The organism is Rhodocaloribacter sp., from assembly GCF_056451265.1.
The window spans coordinates 13,535-36,674 of record NZ_JBWOPL010000078.1 but is presented as its reverse complement, the minus strand read 5'-3'; the positions used below and the strand labels follow the sequence as shown (position 1 = coordinate 36,674).

Sequence of the window (23,140 nt, the reverse complement as noted above, 5' to 3'; positions counted from 1 at the left end):
TCGTCCCCCGGCCTTCCTCACTCTCGACGATCAGCGTCCCGGCATGTCCCTGCGCGACGATGTCGTACGAAAGCGAGAGGCCGAGTCCGGTCCCCGTGCCGGTCGGCTTCGTAGTGAAGAAAGGCTCGAAGATGCGGTCCCGGATCTCGGCGGGGATGCCCGGTCCGTTGTCCGAGATCCGGATCTCGATCCGGTCTTCGATCCGCCGCGTGGACACGTTCACGACGGGAGCATATCCATCTTCCGGCGTTGCGGCTTTCTCGCGCACCGCGTCGAAGGCGTTGCCCAGCAGATTCAGCAAGACCCGGCCGATGTCCTGAGGCACGATCTCGGCTTCGCCCGTGTCTTCGCCCAGATCCTCGACGATCTCGACGCGGAGGTCTTTCACCTGCGCCCGCTTGCCGTGATAGGCCAGATCCACGTGTTCCCGCACCAGCGCATTGACGTCGGTCGTCTGTCGCTGACGGGTTCCGCCGGAAGCATGCTGCATCATCGCGCGGATGACGCCGTCGGCCCGCTTGCCGTGTCGGTTGATCAGGAGCGCATTCTGCTCCAGGTCGTCGAGGATCTCGCCGACGTCTTCTCCGGCGGCCAGCGCCTCGCGCAGCTCCCGGGCCAGCTCGACGTTGAGCTCGGCGAAGTTGTTGATGAAGTTGAGCGGGTTCTTGATCTCGTGGGCGATGCCGGCGGTCAGCTCCCCGAGAGAGGCCATCTTCTCCTGCTGAACGAGCTGCGCCTGCGTTCGCTTCAGCGCTTCGTGGCTTTGTTCGAGGGCCTGCCGGGCCTCGGTGATCTCGGCGATCAGTTTTTTGTAGAGCAACTGGTCCCGGTCCCGCATCTTTTCGAGTGTGGCCCGGTGCTGCTCGGATCGTTCCAGCTTCTTCTGAAGCTTGTGAAGTTTTTTTTCGAGGTCTGACACGGTCGAAAGATCGATTCAATGAGGGGCGGCCTGCCGGGGACTTCGCCAACATACGCACAACGCGCCGAGAAAGGCGAGCGGGAGAGGGGTCAACATTCCCCGAGCAGGACGGTGACGAAAGTGCCGCCGTGCGATTGCGCTCGGGGGGAGTCCGGCAGCGGGCAAAACTCTCCGTAGGTATAGCGTCCGATCCAGGGGAGGGTCTCGCCGAGCCCCTCCCGGAGCAGGCGCGCTTCTTCCGCGACGCGTGTGCCGAGGATGAGGCGCCGTCCGGCGCACGAGAAGACGAGCGCGGCGTCGGATCGTGCGCCGGCATGGCCCGCGCACGCCTGCGCGATGGCGTCGGCGGTGGCGGCGATGATCTCGTCGCGGATGGCGTCGGAGAAGCTGATGGCGGATCCGGAAGGGACGGGGTTGAACACTTCCATGCTGCCGTCCTCGCGGAAACACGCGGGCATGCTCATGAAATAAACCTCCTCGGCGTCGGCGTCGGCCTCGCCGTGCTTCGCGCCGCGGTCGGGGTAGACGGCGATGCCGTTATGGTGCGTGATGGTCCCGACGGCCTGGTCTCCGAAGTAGTGCGCCCAGAGTTTCGCCGGCGGTTCGTCGTCGATGGCATGGACGAGGCATCCCTCGGCGCGCGTGACCCGGCGCCGCCGCCCGACCGGGCTCCAACCGCTCGCGAGGCCGGTGGCGACGTCGAGCGGCCCGGCGAAGAGCATCACCGGGATCGCATCCGTGTACACCGAGCCCCGGAAGAACTGATACGTTCGCTCGAAGCGAAGCTGGTCCGCCGCCAACCCCCCGCACACCGGCACGGCCTCGCCGAGCACCTCGGAGATGGACGTGAGGATGCCCGCCTGATCGACGCCGAGCCCGGCGGGGTTGGTCAGGCACAGCCGGACCGGCGCGTCGAGCCCCTCGAGAGCCTGCGTCACCGCCCTTCGGGAAGCCCCCTCCGGATCCGCACGGACACCCTCGCCGATCCCGATCCCGAAGCGGACCGCCTCCGAGTGGAAGAGCATCAGCGCGAGCGAGTCCTCGGCGAAGCCGCCCGAGGAGGAAAGCTCGCCGTCGGTGGTGCAGCCGATGAGGTCGAGGTCGGGATAGCGGGCCATGACGCGTTCGAGAAGGACGGGGAAGTCGTAGTCGATGGCGGCATAGAGGATGCCGGCCCGGGGGATGAGGCTGCCGAGCATGGCGGCGCAGGCGTCGAGGGCCTCGTCGATGGCGTCCTTCGCGTCGAGGGCCTCGCTGTGTCCGATGGCGACTTTCATGAGGGAGATGCTCAGATGGATGGAAAAGGGAGAAGCTCGGCGCGCGTCATGTGCGGCCGCTCATGGCGTCTCCAGGAATAAACGACATTTTTCGGGCCGCCGGTTCACCGGAGGAGTTACGAGGCGCGCGCATTCTCGAAGCACGGCGGGTCTCCGGAGGGGGGATCGCACGGGACGAACTCGAATTCGAGCGTCGAGTGCGCGATGTGAAAGCGCTCGGCAAGGAGCCGTTTGACGGCCTCTTTGATCTCCTCCATCCGTTCGAGGTCGCGCTTTTCGATGGCGATGTGCGCTTCGAGCGCCGCGTGCTCGTCGTCGAGTTGCCATACGTGGAGGTGGTGCATGTCGATCACGTGGTCGAGGGCTTCGACGGCGCGGAGCACCTCGTCGAGGTCGAGGTCGGGAGGCGTCGCTTCCATGAGGATGTCGATGGTGCGGCGAAGCATCTCATAGCTGTGGAAGAGGATGTACACGGAGATCGCCAGCGTGAGGATGGGGTCGACGAGGTAGACGTCGTACCACAGGATGAGCAGGCCGCCGAGCACCACGCCGACGGACGAGACGGCGTCGGTGATGATATGGAGGAAGGCGCTCCGGATGTTGAGGCTGTGCTTTGCGTCGCGCCAGAGCAGGAGGGCCGTGCCCACGTTGGCGAGAAGCCCGATCACCGCCACGACGAGCATCACCGGTCCGTCGATGGGTTGTGGGTCGAGCAAACGGGAGACGCCTTCCTTGATCAGGAAGAGGGCGATGAGCACCAGCGTGATCAGGTTGATGAACGCGCCGATGATCTCGGCCCGTTTGTAGCCGAAGGTCTTCAGGTGGTCCGGCGCCCGTTTCGCATACCGGCGCGCCGCGTAGGCGATGGCGAGCGAGGAGGTGTCGCTGAAGTTGTGGAGAGCGTCCGAGAGGAGCGCAAGACTGCCCGAGATCAGCCCGCCGACGACCTCGGCGATGGTGATGATCAGGTTGAACGCGATGGAGAAGCCGAGCCTCACGCCGCCGCCCGAATCGTCGTGAGGGAGGGGGTGATGGTGATGATGATGGTCGCTCATGTCGTCAGGCAGGGGACGGTTCGGCGGGGGCAATCAAGATACGGAACTCTCGCCGCCATTGACAAAATCCCACCGCGGGGTTAAGATGGAACCCCCGGCCGTCCTCCCGCGAAAAAAAAACGGTCCCCACGCACGCGAAGGCGCGAGGCGAGCGATCCGGGCGGGGGAGCCCCCTGATGCGAGTGAATGCGAGCCCGATGATCCGACCATGCCCGATCTGATTCATTTTGCCATCCCGGCGTTCGTCCTGCTTCTGGTGGCCGAGGCGATCTTCAGCGCCCTCGACCGGCGCGAGTGGTTCGCGCCGAAGGACACCGCGGCCAGCCTCTCGATGGGCCTCGGCAATGTGCTCATCAACCTCTTCGCCAAGGGGATGATCTTCGGCGTTTTCATGTTCGTCTACCGGTTTCGCCTGTTCGAACTTCCGGTCACGGGCTGGACGTGGGCGGCGCTCTTCTTCGCCGAGGATTTCAGCTATTACTGGTTTCACCGGGTCAGCCACGGGTGTCGGTTCTTCTGGGCTTCGCACGTGGTCCATCACTCCTCGCAGAAATACAATCTGGGCACGGCGCTCCGGCAGACGTGGACGGGCAACCTCACGGGCAGTTTCGTTTTCTGGACGTGGCTGCCGCTGGTCGGCTTCCATCCCATGATGGTGATGACGATGCAGTCGGTCAGCCTCATCTATCAGTTCTGGATCCACACGGAGGCCGTCGGCAAGCTGCCCCGGCCCATCGAACTCGTCTTTAACACGCCGTCTCATCACCGCGTGCATCACGCTTCGGACGTCAAGTATCTGGACAGGAACCACGCGGGCATCCTCATCATCTGGGACCGGCTCTTCGGCACGTTTCAGGAGGAAGAGGAGCGCCCGACCTATGGGCTGACGAAGAACATCCACACGTACAACCCTTTCCGCATCGCTTTTCACGAGTGGGCCGATCTCTGGCGCGACGTGCGGCGACCGCTTCCGCTCCGCGCCCGTCTCGGCTATCTCTTTGGCCCGCCGGGATGGAGCCACGACGGCTCGCGGAAGACCACCCGCCAACTCCGCGCCGAGGCCGCCCGCTTCGGCGGCGACGGTTCCGCCGAAGCCGCGACGCCGGTCCCCGCCGCCTCCCGCGTCTCCACGCCTTGAGACCCTCCCCCGACCCTCATGAAAAAGCTCCTCCTCGTCTGCCTGCTCGCCGCCTGGGGCGGGACGGCCTTCGCTCAGTCGAACGTGCGGCTCTACGCCTTCGTCGGCCCATCGTCGCCGCTCGCGCCGAACGCGTTCTCGGATTTCTGGAACGTCGGATACACGGCCGGGGCGGCGGCGGGCGTGCGCCTGAGCGGGACGTTCGAGGTGGTCGGCGGGGTCTCGTACCACAACTTCCCCATCGAGAAGGCCGAGTTTCTCGGGGACGCCGGCGTGCTCGGCATCGACCTTGCGCTCGACGGCGGGGCGATCTCGGTGCTCTCGGGCACGGTGCGGATGAGAGCCAACCTGGAGGCGAGCAAACGCTTCGCGCCGTACGCCTTCCTCGGCGCGGGGGTGCACCGGCGCAAGCTCGACGACTTCACCATCTCGGTGCGCGGCGGCGACTCGGTGACGTTCGAAGGCGACGCCGAGACGACCATCGGCTTCGAGGCCGGGTTGGGCGTCGGGCTGATCCTCGCACGGGGCATTCAAGTTTATGCCGAGCCGTCGGTGACGGTGCTCGCCACGGAACTGAGCAAACGCGATTTCAACCTGAACCTCAACCTCGCCAAAAGCGACAATACCCGCTTCCTTCCCGTTCGATTCGGCGTTCGGATCGATCTGTGAGGTCGGTTATTGTGCGGGCGTCTGCCCGTCGCTCACGTCCGTGAGGTCAACCTCGAAGGTGAGCACGGCGAACGGAGGGATGAAGCCGTTGCCGCTTGCGCCGTAGGCAAGCTGATAGGGGATGACGATCAGGCGCGAGCCGCCCACACGCATGCCCAGGATCCCCCGGTTCCACCCCTCGATGAAGTTGCCGCCGCCGAGTTCGAACGTGAAGTTCTGGCTGGAATCGAACACCTCGCCGCCGGTCAGCGTGCCGAGGTAATCCACCGTCACCACTTTGCCGAGCTCCGCCGTGGCTCCTTCTCCGACGACGCGGTCCTCGGTGTATACGTCGTCCAGGATTTTGTCGAGCGTGAGCACGAAGGTGATGGTCTCATTGCCGGGGATGGATCCCCGCACGCCCTGGCGTCCGTAGGCCATGTTGGGCGGGATGACGAGGCGTCGCGTGCCGCCCTCGCGCATGCCGAGGATGCCCTGGTCCCATCCCTCGATCACCTGCCCGACGCCCACGGTGAAAGCAAGCGGCACGTCGTGGAGGTCCGAGGCGTCGAAGACCGAGCCGTCTTCGAGCTTGCCCTCATAACTGACCATCACGGCATCTCCGGTCTCGACGACGTCGCCGTCGCCCTCTTCGAGGTCCTGAATGATGAGTTCTCCGTCGGAGCCGCCGTTCGAGTCGCATCCGGCGAGGATGAAGGCCGTGAGCAAAAAAGGGAGGAGGAGCAAACGCATGGAGGTGTTCAATAGACTGTTTTTCATGGATATGAATAAGTGGTGGGATGCGGGGTGCGTTCGCCTGTGAACGGTCTGTTCCCGCGTTTTGTTCGAGCAAAGTGGGGCAATCTTTCGGGCATGGCGCGGGAGCGGGGCAAGAAAAAAACGCCGTCGTCCACACGCGGCGGGCGACGGCGTCTCGGATCGAAAGGCGCGGAAGGCCGCGCGGTTCAGCCGGCGGCCTGGAGTTCTTCGAGTTTGGCGACGTTGGCGCGGACGTGCGCGGCGGACGCGTCGAGAAGCTTACGCTCTTCCGCGTCGAGTTCGACCTCGAGGATCTCCTCGACGCCGTTTCGGCCCAGCCGGACGGGCGCGCCGATGAAGAGGTCGCTGAGGCCGTACTGGCCATTGAGCCATACGGCGCACGGCAGCACGCGGCCCGAATCCTTGACGATGGACTCGACCATCTCCGCCGCCGCCGCCCCGGGCGCATACCACGCCGACGTGCCCATCAGCTTGACGATCTCGCCGCCGCCGAACTTCGTCCGCTCTACGATGGCGTCGATCCGGGCCTGGTCGAGCAACTGGGGCAACGGGATGCCTGCGATGGTGGTGTACCGGGGCAAGGGCACCATCGTGTCGCCGTGGCCGCCCATGAGCAGCGCCTGGATGTCTCGCACGGAGACGCCGAGTTCCATGGCGATGAACGAGCGATACCGGGCCGTGTCCAGCACGCCGGCCATGCCCATGACGCGCCGGCTCGGGAAGCCGCTCGTCATGTAGGCGACGTACGTCATCACGTCGAGCGGGTTCGAGACGACGATGATGATGGCGTTCGGGCTCGTGGCGGCAAACTGTTCGGTGACGGACTTGACGATGGAGGCGTTCTTGGCGAGCAGGTCGTCGCGGCTCATGCCGGGCCTGCGGGCCAGCCCCGCCGTGATGACGCAGATGTCCGAGCCGGCGGTGTCGGCATAGTCGTTCGTGCCGATCACGCGCGTGTCGTATCCGTGAATCGGGGCAGCCTCCCACATGTCGAGCGCCTTGCCCTGGGGCAAGCCCTCGACGATGTCGATGAGCACCACTTCTCGGGCCATGTCTTTCCGGGCAATGCAATCGGCCACCGTCGCGCCGACGTTGCCGGCCCCCACAACCGTAATTTTCATTTGAACCTCCGATGATCTAGTTTTGGAAAAGTCTTCTCGTGATGTCGGATGCCGTCTCCCTCAGCGAGTGATTCTTGTCGGTAAGTAAGCATACGGAAGCATCCGTTTCTGCCAATATTCGGCAAAATCCGGCGTCCTTCGGCCGGAGGACGCCACGACCCCGAAGACCATGCGCCTTTATCTCATCCGTCACGGCATGGCCCTGCCTCCGCATGCGGGAGGCTCCGATCACGCGCGCGCGCTGGCTCCGGAAGGGGTGGCGAAGTTGAAGCGACAGGCGGCGTTCCTCGCGCAGGCGGGCTGGGCGGTCGACCGGATCCTGTGCAGCACGCTCCTTCGCGCGCGGCAGACGGCGGCGCTCCTGGCCCCGGCGCTCGGCGCTCCGGTGACGGAAGAAGCGCTCCTCGGCCCCGGGTGCTCACTCGACGACCTGGAAGAGGTGCTCGAAGTCCACGGAGACCCGCCCCGCGTGATGATCGTCGGACATCAGCCGGCGATGGGGCATCTCGTGCACGTGCTCACGGGACGGCGCGTCGCGATGCGGCCCGGCGCGGCGGCCGTCGTCGAGGCGGAACGGCTGCGGCCGGGCGCGGGCGTGCTCCTCGCGCACTACGACCCGGACGTGATGGCGGGCGGGTGAACGCCGCCGGACGGATCACCGCCGGACGGATCACCGCCACAGGTCGTATGCGAAGGCGAGCTCCACGAGGTGCGCCTGATAGAGCTTGGCGGGGTTGTTCGAGTCGCGGTTCTCAAACTTGTAGCCGAGTTCGACGTGGAAGCCCCGTCCAAAGGTGCGCCGCCACGCGACCCCGAGCGTCCAGCGCTGATCCCGGCGGCGCACGTCCTGCTTCTCGATGGTCACGCGCTTGCGGACGTAGGATTTTCGGCGGTATTTGACCCCGAGGCGGATCTGGTTTTTTCCGGAAAAATAGGGGGTCCGATATGCGAGGTCGAACGTCCACCGGCCATAGTCGCTCCGGGGGTTGTCCCGTCGGTTGATCTCGTACCGCACGCCGAGGCCCCACCGACGTCCTCCCGGCAGGCGTCGCTCGAAGTCGAGCCCGACGTTGGGTTTGAAGGCATTGTTCTCCGGCCTGTCGGGGAAACGTTTCAGGCGATACGTGCCATAGAGGTAGAGCCGGTGGTTCCGGTCGATGCGGAACTCGAACTCCTGGCCGAGGAGAAACTGGTTCGAGATGTCGCGGTCTTCGGAAGAGCCGCGAAGGGAGACCGTCGCCGTGGTCTGCGCGCGAAGCCGGTCGGAGAGTTGCGGGGCGAGGATCACGTTGAACTGATGGCTGACGCGGTCCCATTTGTCGGTGTTCGTGTAGGAGTGGAGCGCCACCGTATAGACCAGCGTATAGAGCGGCTTCCGAGGGGTGGAGAGATAGCGCACGCGGAGTCCCGGCGCCACCCCGTATGAGGTCACCGGATCGGCGTCGTGGTTGATGTTCGAGTCGTACGAGTTCGAGAAGAGGAGGCCGGCATCGAGGTGACGGGGCAGCCACGCTCCTTCGCTTTCGGAGGCGTCCTGCGCGCGCGCGGCGCTTTCGGAGGGATCTTGTGCGCGGGCGACGGAGGCGGACACCGCGCAGGCGATCACGAGGCCGAACAGGCCGGAAAGGAGCGACGCGTGCTTCATGACTTCACCTCAGGGAAAGGCCGGTCGAAAAAGGGAGCGTGGCGGGGAAATGGGAGGCCAGGCGCGCTTCACACAGTGCGATCAGCGCTTCGGTGATGCCCCGGCGCTCGGGGATGCGCATGCTGATGTGCACGTGCCGGACGAGCGAGAGGGTGGCATAGGCGCGCACGGCGGCGCGGATCGTCTCCCCGTGAAGAGCCGCGAAAGCATCCTCGAAGGCCGTCTCCCATGCGACCAGCGTGGAGGGGTCGCCGGAGGTGCGGAGGCTGTGTTCGGTGACGTGGGCGAGCAGGTTGCCCGCGTCGAGGGCCGGGTCGCCCTGGCACGCGAGGTCGAGGTCGAGGAAGTAGAGGCGCGGGCCGTCGACGAGGAGGTTGTCGGGATGGCAGTCGCGGTGGATGGGGCGAGGCTTCGTCTTCGGCAGGGAAGCGCCGAGGCGATCGCAGGCTTCGAGGAGGCGATCGAGACGGGGTTTCCACGCGGGGCGGCTTTCGGAGACGAGAGGCAGGCGCTCGTGGAGGATGCGCAGCTCGTCGGCCAGGGTGTGGCGGCGCGGCGGCGCATAGTCGCTCGTGTGGAGCTTGAAGAGGGCCTCGGCGACCCGGGGAGCGAGGGCGCGGGCGTCCGGGTCGGCGAGGAGCCTCGTCGCGGTCACGCCGGGCGCTTTTCGCTGAAGCCACATCCGAAACTCGGGGGCGCATCCGATAGGCTCGGGGAGGTGGATGCCGTCGGCGGCGGTCTCGTTGAACCCGTCGTGCCAGAGCGTCCGCGTGACCCAGTAGGTGGTTTTGTCAAGCCCCCTGGCCCGCGCCTTGCCGAGGAGGACGAGGGGCGTGAAGCCGTCCGGGTGCTCGATGCGGAGCGTGTATTCGATGAGGCACCGGCGGCCGGGCTTGTGCCGCACCACGCGCGCGCCGTCGACGTGGAGGCGGGCGTTCGTGAAGCCGAGGCGGGGCAGAAACCGGCGGAAGCGGCGGCGGACCACGTCGGGGTCGAGCGCCTCGGCGAGGAAGGGCATGGCGGGGTCCTCCGGCGCCGACGCCGCGGCGACGGTCACGCGCGGGGCGGCGGCCGGGGTGAGGAGGGCCTCGACGCGGTTCAGGAGCGCCTCGGTGCGGGCGGGCCAGTCGGGCTCGCGGAAACGGAAGGGGTGAGGCGTGAGCTGGAACAGCCCGGCGGCGGTGTAGAGCCGCACGCGCCGCTCGTCGAGGCCGGGCGCCTCGCGCCGGTAACCCTCGAGCAAGGCCGCGCCCGCCCCCTCGACGACGTCCTCGGAAAGCGCGCCGCGCAGACGATCCCGCTCGAGGTGGGCGAGGAACGTGCCGGGGTCCGTCGCCGGGTCGCCGCGCACGCTCCGGTCGAAGTCGAGAAAAACGGCTTCGCCGCCGTCGATGAGGATCTGTTTCGCATAAAAATCGCCGTGGAGGGCGCGGCCTTCGAACGGCATCCGGCCCAGGGCGTCGATGAGCCGTTCGGCCAGCGCACGGATGCGCCGAGCCGAACGGGGAAGCAAGAACGCGACGCTCTCGGCCACGGCTCGGAGCGCGTGCGCCTCCTCGCGTCGGGTGAACGTGGGGAGGCCGTCGGCGGGGGCGGCGTGGAGGTATGCCAGCGCCGCCCCTACGCGTTCGAGCGTCCCGCGCGCCGCCGCGCCCGTGGCGAGGACCTCGGAGAGCACCCGGCCCGGCAACCATTCGAAAGCGAGGATCCGATGCCGGCTCGAGGCCGCCGTCATGCGGACCGGGCGGAACGGTCCCGAAGGCGCAAACGTCTTCGCCCGTTTGTGCGCCGCGGCGAACCCCGCTCCGGTGAAGAACTTCAAGGCCGCCGCAGGCAGGCGGCCCGCACGCAGGCACGCCACGTATCGGCGTTCGGGCTTGTACCGGAGACGTTCGAGGCCTGCGTCCCAGAGGTCGGAGCGTCCGGGGAAAAGGCGCGCGAGCAGCCGACGACGGCGTTCCGGATCGCCGAGGCGTTCGAGCGACTTGAGCTTGGCGTCGTTCGGAAACACCGACACGATGATGCCTTCGTCGGCGAGCACGAGGCGTCCCGGTCCCAGCGGGCCGGGCACGGACGGACGCCTCGCCGCCTTGTCGAACTTGACCTGGTCCGCCGGGCGGTGCGCTTTCGCGTGGACGGTCACCGTCTCGCCCGCCACGTCGAGGTCGAAGGCGAAGAGGGCATTCATGCCCGGTTTGTACCGGACGTACAGAGGCCGCGCGGCGTCTGCGGAGGGGGCGGCGCGCCGGATCGCCTCGGAGAAGGCTTCCGGGTCGAGGAGGATCGGCAGGCCGGGGAGGGCCGTGTCGCGGCGGGCGAGGTCAAAGTCGTAAGGGGTGAGCACGTCGGTCGTCGGATGAGGTTCGGGAACGGGTCAGGCCTGGCGGGAGGTCGGCGTTGCGGGCGCGGGCCGGGGGCGTTTCTTCTGCGTCCATGCGCGCCGGCGGCGTTCGGCGAGCGCCGCCGTCTCCGGTGGGATCACGGCGACGCCCGGCTCATATCCGAGCGCCTTGAGGAGGTCGCCCGCGAGGGCTTCGAAGAGCGCGCGGGCCGGGGCGTTCATCTGGGTGCGCCAGTCACGGAGGCCCCGGGTGGGCGGCAGCCAGGCCGCCTTGGCCGAGAGGCCGGGGGCGCGCCGGGTCTTGCCGACGTGGAAGGTGAGCATGTCGGCCGAGAAGGGGAGGTCGAGGAAGGCCGCTACGTCGCGGAGTCTGGCCTCGGGGTCGGCCACGAGGTCTTCGTATCGGAGTTCATAATACCGGGTTGAGCCGAGCTCGAGGCCGTCGCGTCGTCCGGTCTCCACCATGCGTCGCCACCACAGCGCGCACGTCGCCACCGGGTCCTCGCGCCAGAGGGGGAGCTTGCCCGGCCCTTTGTCCTCGCGCGCCCATTCGAGCGTCGAGAGGGCCACGTCCCGCCCGTCGCGGATGATGTGGACGAAGCGCGCCCAGGGGAAAAGGGCATGGAGAAACGGGAGGCGCTGCACGTAGTCGGGCGTTTTCTCTCCGCCGAGGAGCTTGTCGTTTTTCGCGGCGAAGGCATCGTAGAGGGCGCAGACGAAGGCGCGATAGGTGTCGGCCCCGCGCGCCGCTTTCGCCACGGCTTCGTCCGAGAGGCCGAGGCGATAGAAGCGTTTGTACGTTCGCACGCGCGCCACGAGGTCATCCGTCAACGGCGGGTTGCGCTCGTGCGGGAGGAGGTGTTTGATGGCGCGCGGGATGAAATGCGTGTCGTTCGAGACGGCCAGCCACGGATGGCCGTCGAGCATGCGCTGGAGGAGCGTCGTGCCCGAGCGGGGGCATCCGACGACGAAGACGAACGGGTTGCGGTGCGGGGAAAGGTCAGAGGGCGAGCGCATGGTCGGTCGAAGGATGGGAGGGGTCGAAAGCGGTGTTTTCGAGCGTAAAGAGGGCGGCATATCGACCGCCGAGGCGCATGAGTTCGGCGTGGGAGCCCCGCTCGGATATACGCCCGTTTTCGAGGAAAAGGATCAGGTCGGAGCGGGCGGCGTGCCGCAGGTTGTGCGTGATGAGGAACGTGGTGCGGCCTTTCGAGAGCCGTTCGAGCGCCTCGACGACGGCGCGTTCGGAGGCTTCGTCGAGGGCGGAGGTGGGCTCGTCGAGGATGAGGATGGGCGAGCGACGGACGGCGGCGCGGGCGACGGCGATGCGCTGTCGTTGGCCCGTCGAAAGCGTCACGCCGCGCTCCCCGACGGCGGTGTCGTAGCCGTTGGGGAGCCTCCGGATGAAGCCGTGTGCGTTGGCCAGCCGCGCGGCCTCCTCGATCTCGGCGTCGCTCGCGCCGGGCGCGCCATAGGCGATGTTGTCCCGGATGGTTCCGGCAAAGAGGACCGTATCCTGAAGGACGAGGCTGATCTGCGCCCGCAGCGAGCGGAGCGTGAAGTCCCGCACGTCGCGCCCGTCGATGCACACACGGCCCTCGGTGGGGTCGTAGAGGCGGGGCAGCAGGCTCACGAGCGTCGACTTGCCGTTGCCCGAGGGCCCCACGAGGGCCACCTGTCGCCCCGGCTCGACGCTCAGGTCCACGCCCCGGAGGACCGGGTGGCCGGGTTCATAGGCGAAGCCGACGCGCTCGAAGCGCACCGCCCCCCGGAAGCTCGGGGCCGGCGCGGCGTCGGGGCGGTCGCACACGTCCGGGACCTCGTCGAAGAGGTCGAGGACGCGCTCGCCCGCCGCCGACGCCTTGGCGAGCCGGGCCGTGTATTTGGCGAAGTCCTGCATGGGCCGGAACGTGGACTTGAGATAGGCGATGAAGACGAGCAGATCGCCCGGGGAGAGGCGTTCGTGCAGGATCAGATACGTTCCGTACCACAGGACGAGCGCCGTCGAGAGGCCGATCATCAGGCTGACCGTGCCCTGGAGACGCGCCGCCAGCCTGCGCGCGAGGACGCCCTCTTTGAGGCTCTTGCGGTTCTGGCTGGAGAACGATTGAGAGAAGGCGTCCTCGAGCGAGAGCGCCTGTACGAGCTTGATCGCCCCCATCGACTCGGCGGCGGTAGAGGCCATCGCGCCCTCACGCTTGCGCTGGTCGCGGGCCGCGCCCTGGATGCGCCGCCCGAGCCGCTTCGTCGGGAGCCAGTACAGCGGGAGCGTGGCGAGCGCCACGAGGGCCAGCGGCCCGTTCAGCGAGAGCATCAGGGTCGCCATGCTCACGAGGATGAGCACGCTCGCGAGCATGGGCATGAACGCCGTCACGGCGACCTCGCGGAGCATGCCGATGTCGCTGATGACGCGCACGATGAGGTCGCCGCTCCGGGCCCTGTCGTGGAAAGAGAGCGAGAGGCAGTGCAGGTGCCGGAAGAGCGCCCCGCGCACGTCGGTGAGGACGCGGTTGCCCACGAGCGCGAAGCCGACCTTGTTGTAGTACATCGCCACCGCCCGCAGCCCGATGACGGCGAGAAGCGCCACGGAGGCCAGCGTCAGGAGCACGACGGGGTCGCGCGAGGTGATCCACGGGAGCACGGTCTCTTTCGCGTGCTCCGGCATGATCACCCGGTCGAACACGAACTTGAGGGGCCAGGGCTCCAGCGTCTTGAAGGCGACCGACAGGAAGAGCGCCGCGAAGGACCCCGTCACGAGCGGACGATGCTTCCGCGTATACGGCCATAAAAACCGTAAAATGCGCAAGATGCCAGGCATCGATTGCTTGAGTGTCTGTGGTCGTCCCATCAGCCGGCCGCCTCCTTCGGAAGCTTTTCAGGGAGCGGAGCACGCCCGCAGATGGCAAGGATGCGTCGTGCTCCCGCCTCCCAGGTATATCGTCCGAGCACCCGCTCTCGGGCATGCCCGGCAAGCCGCCTGCGGGCCGCGGGATCACTTCGGAGCACGTAAAGGGAGGCCGCCAGCGCTGCCGCGTCGCCGGGAGGGCAGAGAAGCCCGTTCACCCCATCGTCAATCACCTCCGGAATCTGCCCGATCCGGCTGGCGACGACCGGGACGCCGGCGGCCATGTATTCGAAAAGCTTGAGGGGGGAGAAGTAAAAGTCGTCGAGGTTCGGGTACGGGGCCACGGCTACGTCCATGGCCGCGAGCAACGCGGGGACTGCCTCGTGCGCGACGGCCCCCGTGAAATGTGCTGCCTTGAGGAGGCCGTGGGCGGCCAGGGCCGCGAGCATCGCGCCGCGCTCCGGGCCTTCTCCGACGATGAGCAGCCGGGACTCGGGGTGCGCCCGGTGGAGCCGCGCAAACGCTTCGATGAGCGTAGTCAGCCCGTGCCACGGCTTGAGCGTGCCGACGAAGCCGACGGTGAACGACCCCGGCGGCGCGGGCCAGGCCGGTTCGAGGCCCGGACGGAAACGCTCGGGATTGACGCCGTTCGGGACGAGGTGAATGCGGCCGCGCGCGGCGGGGAAGCCCCGCAGGTATTCGGCCACGTTTCGGGAGACGGCCAGCAGCGCCGAAGCCGCCCCGAAGGCGCGCCGCGCCACGTGCTCCGCGCTGCGCCGGTCCACCAGCCCCCGATGCTTCGCCTGCTCCTCGATGAGCGGTGCGTTCACTTCGAGCAGGCCGGGGATGCCCGTGACGCGGGCGTGCGTCATCGCGGCGTGGCTCCACAACGAGTATCGCTCATAGACGACGTCGAAAGGGCCGTCCCGTTCGAGGAGGGGGACCATCACCCGGTTGGTCGAGAGCGCCGCCTGCTCCCGGAGGGCGCGGTCGCCGCGGGGCGAGGCCGGAAGGCGGCGCACGGGCACGTCGCGAAGGTCCGCCGGGGCGTCTCCGCCGAGGCGGGCGGCATAGAGGGTGACGCGCACCTCATTGCGCCGAAGGGCGCGGATCGTCTCTTGCACGTGCACCGAGCACCCCTTCGTCCCGAAGACGGGCACGCCGGGATCGGCGCAGACGTAGGCCATACGCATCAGGGAGCCTCCGCGAGCAGGTGGGTGAAGCGGACCTCGTCGGGGGCGGTCCGGCGGAAGAGGGAGCGGAGCTGCGCCGCATTCCGATGGACGTCGAACGAGGTTTCGATCAGGCGGCGGGCCGCTGTGGCGAGGCGGACGCGAAGTCCGGCGTCGGTCAGGAGACGGGTGAGCGCGTCGGCGAGCGCGGCGGGCGCGCGCCGGGGGACCTGCAGCCCCGTCTCGCCGTCGCGGAGCACCTCGGGGATGCCCGTCACGTCCGTGGAGACGCACGGCGTGCCGAGCGCCATCGCTTCGAGGAGCACCGTCGGCAGGCCGTCGCGGTTGCCGTCACTGCCGACCACGCACGGGGCGGCGAAGACGGCGGCCCGGCGGAGCCGCTCGATCACCTCGCGCTGCGGGCGCGGGCCGCTGAGGCACACGTGCGCGCCGAGGTCGAGCCGCTCGATCCGGGCCCGGAGGGCGGCTTCGAGGTCGCCTCCACCGATGATCCGGCAAGAAAAAGAGGCGCCCCGATCTCTCAGGTGAGCGCAGGCCTCAATGAGATCGGAGAACCCCTTTTTCTCCACCAGCCGCCCCACGGCAAGGATTTCCGGCGGCCGCTCACCGGGGGCGGAAAAGGGGAAACGGTCGAGGTCGAGCCCGTTATAGATACGCGCCACACGTCGGGCATCGACCCCGTACCGTTCCCTTAGGAAGGTGAGGTTGAAATCGCTGACCGTGACCACGGCGGCGGCCTCCCGGAGCTTGCGCCGGAGGTCGGCCGGGTCCACGGATTCGTGGAAAATGTCTTTGGCGTGCGCCGTGAAGGAATACGGCAGATCCGCGAAGCGGGCGGCCATCCGCGCCACCGAAGTGGCCGACGAGGCGAAGTGGGCATGGAGGTGCGTGAGGCCGCGCAGGCGGGCGGCGCGGGCCAGATGCACCGCCGCGTGGACGTCGCGGGGCGCTTCGCCCCGGGCCGCTTCGAGCCTGGCCCACAGACCGGACAACACCGTGCTCGCCGCTTCGATCGACTGCCAGAAATCGGTCGCCTTCAGGCCCGCGCCGGGCAGGTACGTCACCGGCGCGCGCACCCGGGCGAGCACGTCCTGGAAATGGGTGTCCACGGGCGGGCGGAGCGCGAAGATCTCGAGGTCCCACCCCGCCGCTTCATGCGCGAGGATTTCGTTGACGATGAACGTCTCGGAATACCGGGGATACCGCTTGACGACGTACCCGATGCGGGGGGGGTTAGCAGGCGACATGGCGCATTCTCGGTTGGGGGTGGGGAACGGGGGCGAAATGCGTGGGAAGGGCCTCGGCGAGGAGCGCGGGCAGGCGTTCGAGGCCGCGCATGTCGATGCGTGTGCGGGGAGGCGGATGAGGGACCGAAGCCTGCCGGAGCCACCCGAGCAGCCGCCCGGGTGTGGCTTGCGCGGGAAGCATGACGTCGAGCAGGCCCATGCGGCTGAGGCGTTCGGCGCGGATGAGTTGCTCTTTCCGGGGATGGAGGCGCGGCAGGATGAGCGCGGGCTTGCCGGTGGAAAGGAGTTCGCAGACCGTGTTGTATCCGCCCATCGACACGACGCGCCCGGCGCGGCGAAAGAGCGCGGTCGGCGCGGAGACGAAGCGGGTTACGTGGAGGTGCGGGGTGGTCTCGGCGAGGCGGTGAAGTCGCTCGCGGGCGCCGGCGGGCATGTACGGGCCGGTCACGATGAGGCCCGGCGTGTCGTGAGCCTGCGTGGCGTGGGCGAAGAGCGTGGCGAGGTGCGCCCCGTCCTGCCCCCCGCCGACGACGCACAGGTTGAACGGCTCGTCGCGCAGCGCGGGCGGGAGGTCGTGCGGCGTCGAGGCGTTCGCCTCGTCCCGCGCGGCGGCGTCGAGGTAGCCGGTGAAACGCATCCGGGCGCGGAGCTCGTGCGGGAAGTCGTAAGCCTCGGCCAGATCATAGACCGCCGGGTCGCCGTAGACCCACACGGCGTCGTACAGCTCGCGGACGGCCTCGAAGTTGGCGTGGGCGCGCCATTGCCGACGTACGGTCTCCGGCGTATCGAGCACGTCGCGGAGGCCGAGGATGGTATGCGCGGGGGTGTCGAGGCGGAGGTAGTGGAGCGCCGGGTCGAGTTCGCCCATGGCCCCCCGCGGCACGTTGTCGACGATGAACACGTCGGGCTGAAACATTTCGAGCGCGGAGCGGATGATCTGTGCCCGGAGCGCGATCAGCTCCTGCACGTCGAAGCTGAAACGGCGCGGGCGATAGAGGCCGTCGTCTTGCTTGAAGAGGGCCGGGAGCGTCAGCGTATCGACGCCGGGGGGAATGGACAGGGCCGTGGCCTCGCGCGCGCCGGTGATCATGAGGATGTCCGCCCGGAGCGTCTGCGCAAACGTCTGGGCAAGGAGCAGATTGCGCCGCATATGGCCCAGGCCGCACGTGTCGTGGGAGTACAGGGCGATGCGTGGCTTGCGCGAAGGGTGGGGCGGACGGGAAGGTCGAACGCCTTCGCGCGGGATCGACCCGTTGACCGGCTCGGGATTGGTATCCGAAAGATGCATGCGACAATGAGGGCGGCTGTGAGAAGAGACAATGCGCGTCAGGCGGAGTCGGCGGGCGTCCTGTATCGGTTTTTCCCTTACGAAAGGGATGCCACTTTGTCGAAAACGTCGAAAAAGACGTTGAGACGAACATTTATCCTGGGGAGGAAGGCGCGGAAACGGGGGACGGGGAGGGCGGTTGCGCAATTCGTGCACAACGTGCATGCAGGTCGTGCGCAGGCCGTCCGGCCCGAGCGTTTCGGCGGCGAGAGGCCGGGACGCGCGGTGCGACAAGCTTTCGGGGAAACGGCGGAGGCGGCCCGGCGTACTGTCGATTCATGCCCCGGCGCGTCGTACCTTGGCGCGTCCTTCCTTCCAACCCGAGCACGTTCGATCATGACCGTACAGAAAGCCGTTCTCAGTGTCTTTGTCGTCGTTCTGTTGACCGCCTGCGGCGCCACGGCGCAGCAGGAGGCCGCCCCCGCCACCCGTCCCCACAACGTGATCCTTTTCATCTCCGACGGATGCGGCCCGGCGAGCTTCACGCTCGCGCGCACGTACCTCACCGACGTGCTCGGCGGGCAGGGGCTGGCCGTCGACGGGGTGCAGGTGGGCGCGGTGCGGACGCGCTCCGCCGACAGCCGCGTGACCGACTCCGCCGCCGGCGCGACGGCCTTCGCCTGCGGCATCAAGACGAACAACGGCGCGCTGGCCGTCGATCCGGACGGGAAGCCGCACACCACGGTGCTCGAAGCCGCCGAGGCGCGCGGCATGGCGACCGGCCTCGTCGTGACGAGCACCATCACGCACGCCACCCCCGCCGCCTTCGCCGCGCACGTCCCGAGCCGGGGCATGACCGCCGAGATCGCCGCGCAGGAGATCGCGCAGGGGATCGAGGTGCTCTTCGGCGGCGGAACCGCGGATTTTCTGCCTTCCGGGGAAGGCGGAAGCCGCACCGACGGGCGCAACCTCTTCGAGGAAGCCCGGGAAGCCGGCTATCAGATCGTCCGGACCCGCGCCGACTTCGACGCCGAGCTTCGCGCGCCGGTGCTCGGCCTCTTCACGCCCGGCCACATGGCCTATGAGATCGACCGCGACCCGGCGCGCGAGCCGAGTCTCGCCGAGATGATGCGGAAAGCCATCGACCTGCTCAAAGACGACCCCGACGGCTTCTTCCTCATGGTCGAGGGCAGCCGCATCGACCACGCCGCGCACGGCAACGACGCCGCCGCGCACCTCCACGACATCCTCGCCTTCGACGAAGCCGTCGCCGCCGCGCTCGACTTCGCCCGCGCCGACGGGCAGACGCTCATCGTCTCGACTTCCGACCACGAGACGGGCGGCCTCACGCTTGGCCGAAACATCGACGGGACGGGCGTCTATGCCTGGCGCCCGGAAGCGCTCGAACCGATCAAACACTCGAACGGCGCGCTGTGGGAGCGGCTCACGGCAGGCGGCGACCTGGCGCAGACGTTGGTGGAAGAGACCGGCATCCGCCTGGACGAACTCGCCGCGCCTCGCCGCGCCTCGCTCGTCGAAGCCTATGAGGACCGGGACGCCGCCGCCTTCTTTCGCGCCTATAACGAGGTCGTCAGCCGAAAGGCGATCCTCGGCTGGACCACCTTCGGGCATACGGGCGTCGACGTGAACCTGTATGCCTTCGGCCCGGGGCGCGCGCGCTTCGTCGGCAATCACGACAACACCGAGATCGGACGCCTCCTTGCGGATCTGCTCGGCGTCGAGCTTTAACCTCGACGCCCGGCGAAATGCCGGTATGCGTTCCGAATGCCCGCCCCCGTGAGGAGGTCTTTCTTCGTGGAATGGTGACGGCCGCGCGAGCCTCTGACCGCGCGTCGGATGCCCGCACATTTAAGGTTCTGAAATATCGCCGATACGTGATATAGCCAAATGCCAGAACCAAACGTGCCATCAAGCCATGATTGCCATCGAAAAGATGCGCCGGCTGCGGGGATTGCCCGTCGCGCTGTTTCTCTGTGCCGGGATCGGCGGTCTGTTCTTCACGGAACGGATGACGGACGCCCGCGCTTCCATTGCTCTTCAGCAACGCGCGCTCGCGCAACTCGAGCACGTCGAGAACGCTTTTCTTCATGAGGATCCCACCCTTGCGGGGTTGCGCGTGCGGATGGTTTCCGCCCGGGCGCGCGCCGAACTCTCCGACGCCTATGGCGCGCTGGCCGTCGAGGGCCGGCGGCTCACGTGGCTGGTGTGGGGGGCCTATGTTCTGCTCGCGGCAGCCGCGATCGTCTTCGTGGTGACGCGCCTCCGGAGCGCCGTTCCGGACGAAGAGGCGAATGCCGGGGAACCGGAGCCGCCCGACCCGGTCGCCGACGCGGCCACGCGCGCAATCGCCGCCGAGAAGCTTTTCGAACACGGCAGCATCGGCGTGGCGGTGCTCGACCCCGAGGGGCGGTTCGTGTATGCGAACGCGGCGCTTCAGCGGATGCTCGGCTACGTCGAGCGCGAGCTGCAGGCGCTCACGCTCGCGCGCATCTCGGCGGAGGAACCGCCCGCGCGGGAGACGCGCCTGCGCCGGGTGCGGCAGGCCACCGACGACGGGCGGAAACCGGCGGAAGCGTTCGTTCGGCGGGACGGGAGCACGTGCTGGGCGCGCCTCAGCCTGACCGCGTTCAGCCGGGACGTCCGGTATTGCCTCGCCGTCTTTGAAGACGTGACGGCGCACGTCGAAGTCGAAGCCTTGCGCCGTGAGGCCGAAGCGGTGGAAGAGACGAAGAAAGCTTTTCTGGCGGACGTTCAGCAGGAGGTGCGCCGCCCGCTGACGGCCATTCTGGATTATGCATCCGCCCTCGAAGAAGAAGCGCCGCCGCACAAACGCTTCGTCGAGGCCATCTCGGCGAACGGGCATCGGTTGCTCAGGACGGTCGATGCCTTGTGCGAACTCGGGCGGCTGGAGGAGAACCCGAAGCCGATGACCACCGAGACCGTGGACGTGCGCTATGCCGTCACCGATGCGGTGGCGCAGCTTCAGGCGTCGGCCCACGAGAAAGGATTGCGCCTGGTGTATCAGGGGGTCCCCGAGCCCGTCCTCGTCGAAGCCGACGCCGTCGGGATGCACCGCGTGGTGTATCATCTCCTCGAAAACGCGATCCGGGGGGCGGAGCGGGGATACGTGCACGTCCGGGTCGAAGCCGGAACGGAGGCCGTCCGCATCCACGTGCAGGATGCCGGGGGGCGGCTCACGGTCGTCCCGCGCGCGCCCGCCGAAGCGTCGCCTGCCGAAGCGTCGCCTGCCGAAGCGCCGCGGGCCGCCGGGCCGGGGGTGGGGATGACCATCGCCCGGCGCCTCGTCGAGCGGATGGGCGGCACGATCACCGTCGGGCGGGACGCCCCGCACGGGCGGCATTGCACCGTCGCCTTCCCGCGCCCGCACACCGGGACGATGCGCCGCGTGCCGACCATGGCGCTGGCGGCGTGAGGCGGACGTCCGGTTAAGATAAATTTTTGTATCCTTGGGGCGAGACGACGTTGTCCCACATGCCTGGAGGATACGATGAGTAAGCCGCCTTCCGAGTCGCTGGGGATGCAGCGGCAATTCCAGATCTATCTCGCGGGTCTTCAGCAGCAGACGCCCGAGCGGCCCCTCGCCTTCGAGGCGATGGAACGTGCGGCGGAAGCGCAGATGAAGCCCGAAGCCTTCGCGTACGTGGCCGGAGGCGCGGGCTCGGAGGACACGATGACCGCCAACCGGGAAGCGTTCCGGCGGTGGCGGATCGTGCCCCGCATGATGCGCGACGTCGCCCGCCGCGACCTGAGCGTAGAGCTTTTCGGCCAACGGTTCCCCGCGCCGATCCTCTTCGCGCCCATCGGCGTGCTCGGCATCGTGCATGAGGACGCCGAGGAGGCGGTGGCGCGCGCCGCCCGCTCGCTCGGCCTGCCGCAGATCCTGAGCACCGTCTCGTCGAAGCCGATGGAAAGCGTGGCGGAAGCCCTCGGCGAGACGCCCCGCTGGTTCCAGCTTTACTGGGGGCGGGACCGCGACTTCACGGCAAGTCTCCTTCGACGCGCCGAGGCCGCCGGGTTCTCCGCCCTCGTCGTCACGCTCGACACGAAGCTCCTCGCCTGGCGAGAGCGCGACCTTCAGGGAGCCTATCTGCCGTTCCTCTTCGGCGACGGCCTCGCCAACTATTTCACCGACCCCGTCTTTCGCGCCGCCCTCCCCGCGCCGCCCGAAGAGGACCCCTTTGCCGCCATCCGGCGTTTCTCCGAGACGTTTTCCGATCCCTCCCTCACGTGGCTCGACCTCGCCTTCCTCCGCGAGCATACGCGCCTGCCCATCCTCGTCAAGGGCGTCGTGCATCCGGACGACGCCCGGCAGGCCCTCGATCACGGCGTCGACGGGATCATCGTCTCGAACCACGGCGGACGGCAGGTCGATGGCGCGCTCGGGGCGCTCGAGGCGCTCGCACCGGTCGCCGAGGCCGTTCGGGACCGCGTGCCGGTGCTCTTCGACAGCGGCATCCGGCGCGGCGCGGACGTCTTCAAGGCCCTCGCCCTCGGCGCAAAGGCCGTGCTCCTGGGCCGCCCGTACGTCTACGGCCTCGCCCTCGGCGGCGAAGCGGGCGTGCGCGACGTGGCGCTCAACCTCATGGCCGACTTCGACCTCACGCTTGCCCTCTCCGGCTGTGCCTCCACCGACGATGTCTGCCGCGACCTCCTCGTCCGCGACGGCGATGTGTAAAAAAGAGGACCCGGTATGCAGGAAAGGAATATGGTGATCACGGGCGCTTCGACGGGCATCGGCAGGGCGTGCGCGCTCGACCTCGACGCGCGCGGCTTCACGGTTTTCGCCACGGTGCGCCGCGCGGAGGATGCCGGGGCGCTCGAAGCCGAAGCATCGCCGCGTCTCCGCACGCTCTTCCTCGACGTGACCGACGCGGCGTCCATCGCGGCAGCGGCGGAAACGGTGGCCGAGGCCGTGGGCGAGGCAGGCTTGCACGGGCTCGTGAACAACGCGGGCATCGCTCTGGCCGGCCCGCTCGAAGTGATGCCGCTCGATGCGTTCCGGCGGCAGTTCGAGGTCAACGTGACGGGGCAACTTGCCGTCACCCAGGCGTTTTTGCCGCTTTTGCGGAAGGCGCGCGGGCGCATCGTGAACATGGGCTCCATCGGCGGGATCAGTGTGCTGCCGTTCGTCGGGGCATACTGCGCCTCGAAGTTCGCCCTCGAAGCGCTGACCGACAGCCTCCGTATGGAACTCGCGCCGTGGGGCGTCGAGGTGGTCATCGTCGAGCCGGGCAGTGTGGCGACGCCGATCTGGGGGAAAGGCGAGGCGCATGCCGAGGCGCTCCTCGCGCAGGCCGATCCCGGCGCGACGGCGCTCTATCGCGAGGTCATGGAGAAGATGCGGGCGCTCGTCGCCGGGAGGGGCGCCAGGGGCGCGCCGCCGAGTGCGGTGGCCGCCGTCGTGCGTCACGCGCTGACGGCCCGCCGCCCGAAGACGCGGTACCTCGTCGGCTCGATGGCGCGCGTGCGGTGGGCGCTCCAGCGGCTCCTCCCGGATCGCCTCCGCGACCGCATCCTCCTCCGGCGCATCATGGGCGCGTGAAGCGTCCCGCTCGGATGCAGCCCCCGTCGCCGACCGACGCGCCCGCCCCTTTCGCCGCGACGAATGGTTGTTGATTTTAC

Annotated in this window: 19 protein-coding genes; 7 read left to right on the top strand and 12 right to left on the bottom strand. The window is 68.2% G+C overall.

The window, feature by feature from the left end; translation table 11 throughout:
* The 3 genes from AC1HIY_RS14220 to AC1HIY_RS14210 all read right to left on the bottom strand — a co-directional run.
* A partial coding sequence (locus AC1HIY_RS14220; RefSeq protein WP_479577458.1) for a sensor histidine kinase occupies window positions 1-919 on the bottom strand: 919 nt, incomplete at its 3' end.
* Between the two features lie 89 nt (window positions 920-1,008).
* Window positions 1,009-2,196, bottom strand: a complete 1,188-nt coding sequence (locus AC1HIY_RS14215; RefSeq protein ID WP_479577457.1) for an FIST signal transduction protein — start codon at window positions 2,194-2,196, stop codon at window positions 1,009-1,011.
* Between the two features lie 116 nt (window positions 2,197-2,312).
* Window positions 2,313-3,251, bottom strand: a complete 939-nt coding sequence (locus AC1HIY_RS14210; RefSeq protein ID WP_479577456.1) for a cation diffusion facilitator family transporter — start codon at window positions 3,249-3,251, stop codon at window positions 2,313-2,315.
* 208 nt (window positions 3,252-3,459) lie between these two features.
* Here AC1HIY_RS14210 and AC1HIY_RS14205 point away from each other — a divergent pair, with 208 nt between their 5' ends.
* Complete coding sequence (locus tag AC1HIY_RS14205) at window positions 3,460-4,389, top strand: sterol desaturase family protein (RefSeq protein ID WP_479577455.1); 930 nt, start codon at window positions 3,460-3,462, stop codon at window positions 4,387-4,389.
* Between the two features lie 18 nt (window positions 4,390-4,407).
* On the top strand, window positions 4,408-5,058 hold the full coding sequence (locus AC1HIY_RS14200) for an outer membrane beta-barrel protein (RefSeq protein WP_479577454.1): 651 nt from the start codon (window positions 4,408-4,410) through the stop codon (window positions 5,056-5,058).
* 6 nt (window positions 5,059-5,064) lie between these two features.
* On the opposite strand, the gene AC1HIY_RS14195 is transcribed toward AC1HIY_RS14200, so the two are convergent.
* Complete coding sequence (locus AC1HIY_RS14195) at window positions 5,065-5,817, bottom strand: FKBP-type peptidyl-prolyl cis-trans isomerase (protein ID WP_479577453.1); 753 nt, start codon at window positions 5,815-5,817, stop codon at window positions 5,065-5,067.
* A gap of 185 nt (window positions 5,818-6,002) precedes the next feature.
* Window positions 6,003-6,938, bottom strand: coding sequence for a malate dehydrogenase (gene mdh / locus AC1HIY_RS14190; RefSeq protein WP_479577451.1), 936 nt, complete (start codon window positions 6,936-6,938; stop codon window positions 6,003-6,005).
* A 169-nt stretch (window positions 6,939-7,107) separates the two neighbouring features.
* Here mdh and sixA point away from each other — a divergent pair, with 169 nt between their 5' ends.
* Entirely contained in the window at window positions 7,108-7,578 is a 471-nt protein-coding gene (gene sixA, locus AC1HIY_RS14185) for a phosphohistidine phosphatase SixA (protein WP_479577448.1), read from the top strand.
* 30 nt (window positions 7,579-7,608) lie between these two features.
* Here sixA and AC1HIY_RS14180 read toward each other — a convergent pair whose 3' ends face one another.
* The 7 genes from AC1HIY_RS14180 to AC1HIY_RS14150 are packed head-to-tail and all read right to left on the bottom strand — an operon-like array spanning window position 7,609 to window position 17,497.
* Complete coding sequence (locus tag AC1HIY_RS14180) at window positions 7,609-8,583, bottom strand: surface lipoprotein assembly modifier (protein ID WP_479577445.1); 975 nt, start codon at window positions 8,581-8,583, stop codon at window positions 7,609-7,611.
* A 4-nt stretch (window positions 8,584-8,587) separates the two neighbouring features.
* Complete coding sequence (locus AC1HIY_RS14175; protein ID WP_479577443.1) at window positions 8,588-10,927, bottom strand: phosphotransferase; 2,340 nt, start codon at window positions 10,925-10,927, stop codon at window positions 8,588-8,590.
* A 30-nt stretch (window positions 10,928-10,957) separates the two neighbouring features.
* Entirely contained in the window at window positions 10,958-11,941 is a 984-nt protein-coding gene (locus AC1HIY_RS14170; protein WP_479577441.1) for a sulfotransferase family protein, read from the bottom strand.
* Window positions 11,925-13,772: an ABC transporter ATP-binding protein gene (locus tag AC1HIY_RS14165; RefSeq protein ID WP_479577438.1), complete on the bottom strand. Its 1,848-nt coding sequence runs from the start codon at window positions 13,770-13,772 to the stop codon at window positions 11,925-11,927. Before AC1HIY_RS14165 ends, AC1HIY_RS14170 begins: the two co-directional genes overlap by 17 nt.
* Window positions 13,772-14,962 (bottom strand): glycosyltransferase family 4 protein, encoded by a 1,191-nt coding sequence (locus AC1HIY_RS14160; protein WP_479577435.1) that lies wholly within the window; start codon window positions 14,960-14,962, stop codon window positions 13,772-13,774. The genes AC1HIY_RS14165 and AC1HIY_RS14160 overlap by 1 nt, the downstream gene beginning before the upstream one ends.
* Entirely contained in the window at window positions 14,962-16,209 is a 1,248-nt protein-coding gene (locus AC1HIY_RS14155; protein ID WP_479577433.1) for a glycosyltransferase family 4 protein, read from the bottom strand. Before AC1HIY_RS14155 ends, AC1HIY_RS14160 begins: the two co-directional genes overlap by 1 nt.
* A complete protein-coding gene (locus AC1HIY_RS14150) occupies window positions 16,196-17,497 on the bottom strand; it encodes a glycosyltransferase family protein (RefSeq protein WP_479577430.1) in 1,302 nt (433 codons plus the stop codon). Before AC1HIY_RS14150 ends, AC1HIY_RS14155 begins: the two co-directional genes overlap by 14 nt.
* A gap of 375 nt (window positions 17,498-17,872) precedes the next feature.
* Here AC1HIY_RS14150 and AC1HIY_RS14145 point away from each other — a divergent pair, with 375 nt between their 5' ends.
* From AC1HIY_RS14145 to AC1HIY_RS14130, 4 genes are all read left to right on the top strand, one after another.
* Window positions 17,873-19,225 carry an alkaline phosphatase gene (locus tag AC1HIY_RS14145; RefSeq protein ID WP_479577426.1) on the top strand — a complete coding sequence of 451 codons (1,353 nt, stop codon included), beginning with the start codon at window positions 17,873-17,875 and terminating at the stop codon, window positions 19,223-19,225.
* A gap of 187 nt (window positions 19,226-19,412) precedes the next feature.
* Entirely contained in the window at window positions 19,413-20,930 is a 1,518-nt protein-coding gene (locus tag AC1HIY_RS14140) for a sensor histidine kinase (RefSeq protein WP_479577424.1), read from the top strand.
* Between the two features lie 75 nt (window positions 20,931-21,005).
* Window positions 21,006-22,193: a lactate 2-monooxygenase gene (locus AC1HIY_RS14135; protein WP_479577420.1), complete on the top strand. Its 1,188-nt coding sequence runs from the start codon at window positions 21,006-21,008 to the stop codon at window positions 22,191-22,193.
* A gap of 15 nt (window positions 22,194-22,208) precedes the next feature.
* The gene (locus tag AC1HIY_RS14130; RefSeq protein ID WP_479577416.1) at window positions 22,209-23,060 is read left to right on the top strand and encodes an SDR family oxidoreductase; all 852 of its coding nucleotides are present in this window, start codon (window positions 22,209-22,211) and stop codon (window positions 23,058-23,060) included.
* The last annotated feature ends 80 nt before the right edge of the window (window positions 23,061-23,140 follow it).